This is a genomic window from Acinetobacter sp. Lyrl_1 (assembly GCF_051948795.1).
GTDB classification, from domain to species: Bacteria; Pseudomonadota; Gammaproteobacteria; order Pseudomonadales; family Moraxellaceae; genus Acinetobacter; species Acinetobacter towneri.
Genome location: NZ_JAYJLK010000017.1, coordinates 41777 through 48125 on the forward strand (window position 1 = coordinate 41777; position 6349 = coordinate 48125).

At 40.8% G+C, this 6349-nt stretch carries 9 protein-coding genes; 5 read left to right on the plus strand and 4 right to left on the minus strand.

Translation table 11 applies throughout. From position 1 onward, the window contains the following. Positions 1-5 precede the first annotated feature (5 nt). The 4 genes from VF675_RS07400 to VF675_RS07415 all read right to left on the minus strand — a co-directional run bounded on the left by VF675_RS07400 (position 6) and on the right by VF675_RS07415 (position 3127). Entirely contained in the window at positions 6-854 is an 849-nt protein-coding gene (locus VF675_RS07400) for a symmetrical bis(5'-nucleosyl)-tetraphosphatase (protein ID WP_096901578.1), read from the minus strand. Next, entirely contained in the window at positions 854-1666 is an 813-nt protein-coding gene (gene rsmA / locus VF675_RS07405; RefSeq protein ID WP_004972477.1) for a 16S rRNA (adenine(1518)-N(6)/adenine(1519)-N(6))-dimethyltransferase RsmA, read from the minus strand. The genes VF675_RS07400 and rsmA overlap by 1 nt, the downstream gene beginning before the upstream one ends. A gap of 19 nt (positions 1667-1685) precedes the next feature. Beyond that, entirely contained in the window at positions 1686-2654 is a 969-nt protein-coding gene (pdxA, locus tag VF675_RS07410; protein ID WP_416710208.1) for a 4-hydroxythreonine-4-phosphate dehydrogenase PdxA, read from the minus strand. Positions 2655-2716: 62 nt separating this feature from the next. Continuing rightward, on the minus strand, positions 2717-3127 hold the full coding sequence (locus VF675_RS07415) for a hypothetical protein (protein ID WP_180062460.1): 411 nt from the start codon (positions 3125-3127) through the stop codon (positions 2717-2719). Between the two features lie 265 nt (positions 3128-3392). On the opposite strand from VF675_RS07415, the gene rplM reads away from it, so the two are divergent. The 5 genes from rplM to VF675_RS07440 all read left to right on the plus strand — a co-directional run bounded on the left by rplM (position 3393) and on the right by VF675_RS07440 (position 6230). Continuing rightward, positions 3393-3821 carry a 50S ribosomal protein L13 gene (rplM, locus tag VF675_RS07420; protein WP_004909012.1) on the plus strand — a complete coding sequence of 143 codons (429 nt, stop codon included), beginning with the start codon at positions 3393-3395 and terminating at the stop codon, positions 3819-3821. Between the two features lie 12 nt (positions 3822-3833). Continuing rightward, positions 3834-4220, plus strand: a complete 387-nt coding sequence (gene rpsI / locus VF675_RS07425) for a 30S ribosomal protein S9 (RefSeq protein WP_004972483.1) — start codon at positions 3834-3836, stop codon at positions 4218-4220. A gap of 250 nt (positions 4221-4470) precedes the next feature. Next, the gene (locus VF675_RS07430; protein ID WP_096901581.1) at positions 4471-5124 is read left to right on the plus strand and encodes a glutathione S-transferase N-terminal domain-containing protein; all 654 of its coding nucleotides are present in this window, start codon (positions 4471-4473) and stop codon (positions 5122-5124) included. Positions 5125-5134: 10 nt separating this feature from the next. Beyond that, entirely contained in the window at positions 5135-5563 is a 429-nt protein-coding gene (locus VF675_RS07435; RefSeq protein WP_440205011.1) for a ClpXP protease specificity-enhancing factor, read from the plus strand. Positions 5564-5579: 16 nt separating this feature from the next. Continuing rightward, the gene (locus tag VF675_RS07440) at positions 5580-6230 is read left to right on the plus strand and encodes a hypothetical protein (RefSeq protein WP_180160944.1); all 651 of its coding nucleotides are present in this window, start codon (positions 5580-5582) and stop codon (positions 6228-6230) included. The last annotated feature ends 119 nt before the right edge of the window (positions 6231-6349 follow it).

Genomic DNA, 6349 nt, shown 5'->3' on the forward strand with positions numbered 1-6349 from the left:
TGTTATTACCATTCTGCCAGCGGATTATCCACTGCAAACAATTGCTGATCTTCCAAACGATAAGCCACAAGCTGATTGCCCCACACACAACCGCCATCCACATTTTGAATATTGTCGGCTACCGTTTGTCCCTGCAATGCTGCCCAATGACCAAATACGATTTGATGTGTTTGCGCAGCTAAAGATGGATATTCAAACCACGGTTTAAAACCTTCTGGCATCGGATCATCTAAGGCATCTTTAAAGCTGAATTCCAAACCACCCTGTGCATTGGCTAAACGCATACGGGTCAAATAGTTGGTAATACAACGTAAACGCGCATGCCCCTCTAAATCATCCGACCAAACTGCAGGTTCTGCCCCATACATTTCCTTTAAGAATGCATCCACTACCTCAAAGTCCTCATGCCCAATCACCGCCTCAACTTCTTTTGCCAAAGCTGCGGTTTGTTCCGCATTCCAAATATGTGGAATACCTGCATGAGTTAAAATGGTGTTTTCATTAGGAAAAAGACACAATGGTTGTTTACGCAACCAATCAATCAAATCATCACTGTCAATTGCATCAATCACATCACGAGTGTTGTCTTGTGCTTTGATTTTCTTTAAGCCACGTGCGCCTGCCAACAAGGTTAAATCGTGATTGCCTAACACCGTTGCTGCAACGCCACGATCTACCAGTTTTTTAATAAAACGCAAAGCACCTACCGAGTTTTCACCCCGCGCGACTAAATCGCCTGCAAACCAAATAAAATCTTGATCGGGATCGAACTGTATTTCTTTTAATAACAGTTTTAAGGCTTCAAAGCAGCCCTGCACATCACCAATGACATAGTTGTATCGAATTGCTGCCATTAATTCACCATCTGATCTGCCAATGCGACAAATGCACTCAAACTTAAAGTTTCAGGACGTGCCATTGGGTCTACCCCTGCACGTTCAAACGCATCTTCAGCCAACATGCCTTTTAAGCTATTGCGCAATGTTTTACGACGTTGGGTAAATACATGCGCCACCAAACGTGCCAATGCTTTTTCATCTTTGGCAATAATCGGTTTAGTCACATAAGGCTCTAAACGGAATACTGCAGAAGTCACTTTAGGCGGTGGATTAAATGCGCCAGGCGGTACTTCAAACAAGAACGTTGGCTTACAGTAATACTGCATCATCACCGATAAACGCCCATATTCTTTGGTATTCGGTTCAGCCGTGATACGATCTACCACTTCTTTTTGCAGCATAAAGTGCATGTCTTTAACTTTGTCACCAAACTCTAAGAGATGAAACAAAAGCGGCGTCGAAATGTTATACGGCAAGTTTCCAACCACACGTAGCGGGCGCCCTTCCTGAAATAACTCGGTAAAGTCATATTTCAGCGCATCACTTTCTACAATAGTTAAACGCTCAGGATGTGGCACACGTCCCGGTAAGCCTGCGGCCAAATCACGGTCTAATTCCACTACAGTCAAAGCATCACACTCACCAATTAAAGGTGAGGTCAATGCCGCTAAACCCGGTCCAATCTCGACAATATTATCGCCTGGACGTGGGTTCACTGAGCGGACAATTTTGGCAATCACGCGTTGATCATGCAAAAAGTTTTGACCAAAGCGTTTACGAGCCTGATGCCCTTCATCTTTTGGGTTTAGGGCATTAATTTGATACATAAAGATTTCCAAGCTGAAATTATGAACGTGCTAAATCCAGCGCTAAATCGACAGCAACATGCAAGCTAGAACTTTTCGCAAGTCCCGTACCTGCGAGGGAGAGCGCTGTGCCGTGATCGACTGAAGTGCGAATAAACGGTAAGCCTAAAGTAATATTGATTGCTTCACCAAAGCCCTGAGATTTTAACACAGGTAAACCCTGATCGTGATACATCGCTAAAACTGCATCGGCATCTTTTAAATTTTCTGGGGTAAATAAAGTATCTGCAGGTAAACTTAAACTGAGATTTTCACCGCGATTACGGTAATTTTGCAGCACAGGATTAATCACCTCAATTTCTTCCATGCCTAAATACCCATCTTCGCCCGCATGTGGGTTCAAACCACAGACCAATACTTTAGGATGTTCAATTTTAAACTTGCTTTTTAGATCGTGCAGCAAAATATCAATTACTTGTTCTAAACGTGTTTTGGTAATGGCATCTGCCACGGCACGTAAAGGTAAATGCGTGGTCGCCAAGGCAATGCGTAAGGTTTTGGTGGCTAACATCATCACCACACGCGCAACACCTGCAAACTCCTGATAATATTCAGTGTGCCCACTAAAAGAAATACCAGCTTCATTAATAATAGATTTTTGCACGGGTGCTGTCGCCACGCCCACACTCTTACCTGTCATTGCATAAGAAGCTGAGCGACGTAATTGCTCCAAAACGTAAGCTGCATTTTGTGCACTTAAATGCCCCAACTCAACATCTACAGCCAAAGGCACATGCTCAACATATAACTGCCCAAGCGCTGCAGGCTGTTGCTGACCTGAATATTCAATCAATTCGACTTGTTGCTTTAGAATTCCGGTGCGTTGTTGTAATAATTGATGATCTGCCAATACAACAATTGGACGCTCATCTTGTCGATTTGCCAGACTTAAACAAATATCAGGTCCAATACCTGCAGGTTCACCACTGGTGACATATAAAGGGCGCATGCAGCTTCATCCACTATAGCTAGGTGTAGCTGAATTATAGCGCCATCCTGAGCAAAATTGTTTTATCTCCAATCTAATCTAAATCGGCTATCTAAGATGCCCATCTGATGCGCCCACTCTGAAATGCCAATCACGACCGCGCATAACAACAAACCTATAAATAGTATTTTGGGCGCTTGCTGAATAACTGCTCGATAGTTTTGATCAGATAGACTCAAGATGATGAAGCCTCCAATGCCATATAGCATAAAAGGGAGCAAGGTCATGTGCATAAATACAGAATAGATTAAGATAAAATCAAATACATCAGTACCATAAGCTGCACCTACCAACAAAAATGCCAGTTCATACAGACCAATCAATGTGATGAAAAAACCTGCTATAAATTTTAGCAGTTTATTTGGTTGCGGCTTTAATGCTTCTGTCGTTAATGCTTTTGTCGTTGTAGCGATGCGTTCTAAATCATCAGACATAGTGATCCGTCCTCATCATTATTATTTGCTGCGACCATACAGAAAAAGCTAAAACAGCACTAGATAAAGAAGATCAATACCTGATTTTTACTGTCGTGAAATGGTCGCTAGAGGTGATTTTGCTTTTATAACCAAACTTGATAAAATATAGCGTTTAAAATGTGACTTTTCCATTGTAGTTCTACCCATTCTCAGGTAGAATTCGGACTCCTTTTTGTTTGGACAGCTTCCATAGTCCAAACCAACTATAATAGGTAGTGGTTTAATGAAAACTCTCAGCGCTAAGCCAGCTGAAGTTCAACACGACTGGTACGTTGTTGATGCTTCTGGCAAAACTCTAGGTCGCCTTGCGACAGAAATCGCTCGTCGTTTACGCGGTAAGCACAAAACTTCTTATACTCCTCACGTTGACACTGGCGACTACATCGTTGTCATCAATGCTGAGCAAGTTCAAGTGACTGGTAACAAATCACTTGACAAGAAATACTATCGCCACACTGGTTTCCCTGGTGGTATCCGTGAAACTAATTTCGAGAAATTAGTTGCTCACAAACCAGAAGAAATCTTCCAACGCGCTGTAAAAGGCATGTTGCCAAAAGGTCCTCTTGGTTATGCTATGATCAAGAAAATGAAAGTGTACGCTGGTGCTGAGCATCCTCACACAGCTCAACAGCCACAAGTTTTGGACATCTAAGGGATACAGCACATGGCTACTAACTATGGTACAGGTCGCCGTAAGACCGCAACTGCACGTGTTTTCTTATCAGCTGGTACAGGTAAACTCGTAATTAACAACCGTACTCTTGAGCAATATTTCGGTCGTGAAACTGCTCGTATGATCGTACGTCAACCATTAGAGCTTCTTGAAGCTACTGAAAAATATGACCTTTACATCACTGTTGCTGGTGGTGGTATTGGTGGTCAAGCTGGTGCAATCCGTCACGGTATTACTCGTGCATTGATCGCATCTGACGACACTTTAAAACCTGCTCTTCGTCAAGCTGGTTTCGTTACTCGTGATGCTCGTGAAGTTGAACGTAAGAAACTTGGTTTACGTAAAGCTCGTAAACGTCCACAATTCTCTAAACGTTAATTCGTTTACCGAATCGGACACAAAAAAAGCCTTGGATTTTCCAAGGCTTTTTTTTATGCAAATCAACGAGCTGAGCATTTTAAGTCAGATAAACAATTCGGATTCACATACACCAAAAATCAAAATTCAATACAGTCCAAAAATTGAAAACCAATCAACAAATATCTCATACACTTTTATCAGCTTTGCTGGGTGATTTTAGTGGCTAAGTTTAGTATCCTATTCTATTCATTTGGTTTTATTTCGGATTATGTCAGTCGAGAACGCACCCTTACAAGGCATTACCCTCTACAGTCATGCGGACGACTTTCGCTCACATTGGATTCGTTACGTTCTGGCCGAAAAACAAATCAAATATCAACTGATTTTGGTCGATTATGAAGATGAAGACCTCGCAAGCCTGAATCCGTATAATCAACTTCCAATGCTGCTAGAAAACGATTTAAAACTCTTTAATACTGCGATTATTTCCGAATATCTGGATGATCGTTATCGACAAAATAAACTTTATGCCGATGCACCTATGCCACGTGCAGAACAACGTCAATATATTTGGCGCTTTGAACAAGACTGGTTCAAACTTGCCGATCAGATGCTACGTCATCCTGATAGCTTAGATTACACAACACAGCGCGCTGCACAAAAAAAATTACGTGATACACTCATTTCACTGACACCATTATTTCAGCATTATCCTTATTTCATGTCAGAAAATTTCAGTATTTTAGATTGCATGCTGGCATCCTTATTTATACGGCTAAAAGCCATGGGCATAGAATTACCTCAACAACACTGTCGTCCAATTTTCCTGTATTGTCAGCGGATTTTTTCACGCCCTGCCTTCACTCAAGCAATGACTTTGCAAGAAAAAAATCGCTATCAAGAATTTTTAATTCATACTTAAAGAGCATATTATGTCTGAATCTGAAATCAATTTAAGTCCAACCCGTCCTTATTTAGCCCGCGCAATTTATGAATGGATTTGTGATAACCAACTCACACCACATTTATTGGTCGATGCTACACAGCCGAATACGCTTGTTCCTGAACAATTTATTCAGGATGGTCAGATTGTCCTAAATATCGTTCCACATGCAGTGCATGCCTTACACATGAGCAATGATGCAATCACCTTCTCTGCACGCTTTGGTGGCGTATCAAGCGACTTATATGTACCTATGAATGCCGTCGTAGGTATCTATGCAAGAGAGAATGGACAAGGCTTATTCTTTGATCCAAGTGAGTATGCACATATCCAAAATGATCAAGATGCTTTAGAATCAAAGACTGAAGAAAAAACCGAACAAACTAAGAAAAAACCAAGCCTTAGATTATTAGATTAAAACAATGGAGTAGTGAATGGCTTTTGATTTAGTACAATATTTTGCAGCGCAGATTAAACTTCAAAAGCCCTCGCTTTTGAAACAATATAATGCTGTTGATCGCGACCAATATATTCAAGAAATCAATGCGCTGAGCTTAGGCAAACTGGTCAGTCTGTGGCGAGAAGACAACCAAAAACTTTATCAAGAAATTGATCATCAAGATGAATTATATATTCAGGAAATTGCACGTCGACTCACCACATCTCCACACAATCAGTCACCTCTCTCCAAAACTGAGCTTGAACAGAATATTAGTGAAGTCTTAGCCTTACAACTCACAGAGCTCAAGCAATTGGATCAAACCGGTAATTTTGGCAATAAAGGTCTAGGTGAATTATTGCTAGGTCAAATTGAACATTTATCTGGTCAAGCAGATGATTGGGTTTGGTCAACAAATGATCTAATAGAGTTAAAAGGTTCTAAACCAATTCCTCAAGAAGAGCTATCATTAGAGGCATCAATTAAGGAGTTTAATCAAATGGTTCAACAACATACCCACGATGATCATCAAAATATTGAGCCTGTAGAAGCAATTGTACCCACTTGGTCTAAAGTGTTAGAACCTATCGTTGCGATTGCGATTTTAGCAATTCTATGGTGTTCTGTTACACAATTATTTGCTTAAATCAATCTTCTCTCTAAGCCCTAATAAAACCATCCTCAGATGGTTTTATTTTGCCTTCACTTTTATGTTTCCTTTCTTTTTATAATTTTATTTTTCTAACTTTATTTTCTTTTCCACAT